The sequence below is a fragment of the Pseudoalteromonas sp. 120-MNA-CIBAN-0494 genome, from assembly GCF_040308885.1.
In the GTDB taxonomy this organism is placed as follows: Bacteria; Pseudomonadota; Gammaproteobacteria; order Enterobacterales; family Alteromonadaceae; genus Pseudoalteromonas; species Pseudoalteromonas nigrifaciens.
In genome coordinates, this window is the sequence record NZ_JBEOOE010000164.1 from 1 (window position 1) to 267 (window position 267).

The window sequence follows — 267 nt, forward strand, 5'->3', positions numbered from 1 at the left end:
GTGCTAGCAATGAGATGGCCAATACAATTTCAGGTGACATCATCAATACGAACAGTAGTCCGTTTAGCAAGCCTTTACCACGGAAATTATAACGGTGTAGTGCTAAAGCGGTGAGCGTGCCTATCAATGTTGAAACGGTCGCAGCGACCAACCCTAATACGATAGAATGCCAAAATGCATCTAGCATGGCTTGGTTATTAAATAGTGATTCATACCACTTTAGGCTAAAGCCGCCCCAGTTATAGCCAATTTTTGACTTGTTAAATG

General features: G+C 42.3%; 1 pseudogene. It reads right to left on the reverse strand.

Annotated elements, in window-relative coordinates:
- A pseudogene (gene potC / locus AAEY55_RS18370) lies at nt 1-267 on the reverse strand (spermidine/putrescine ABC transporter permease PotC); the annotation flags it as partial.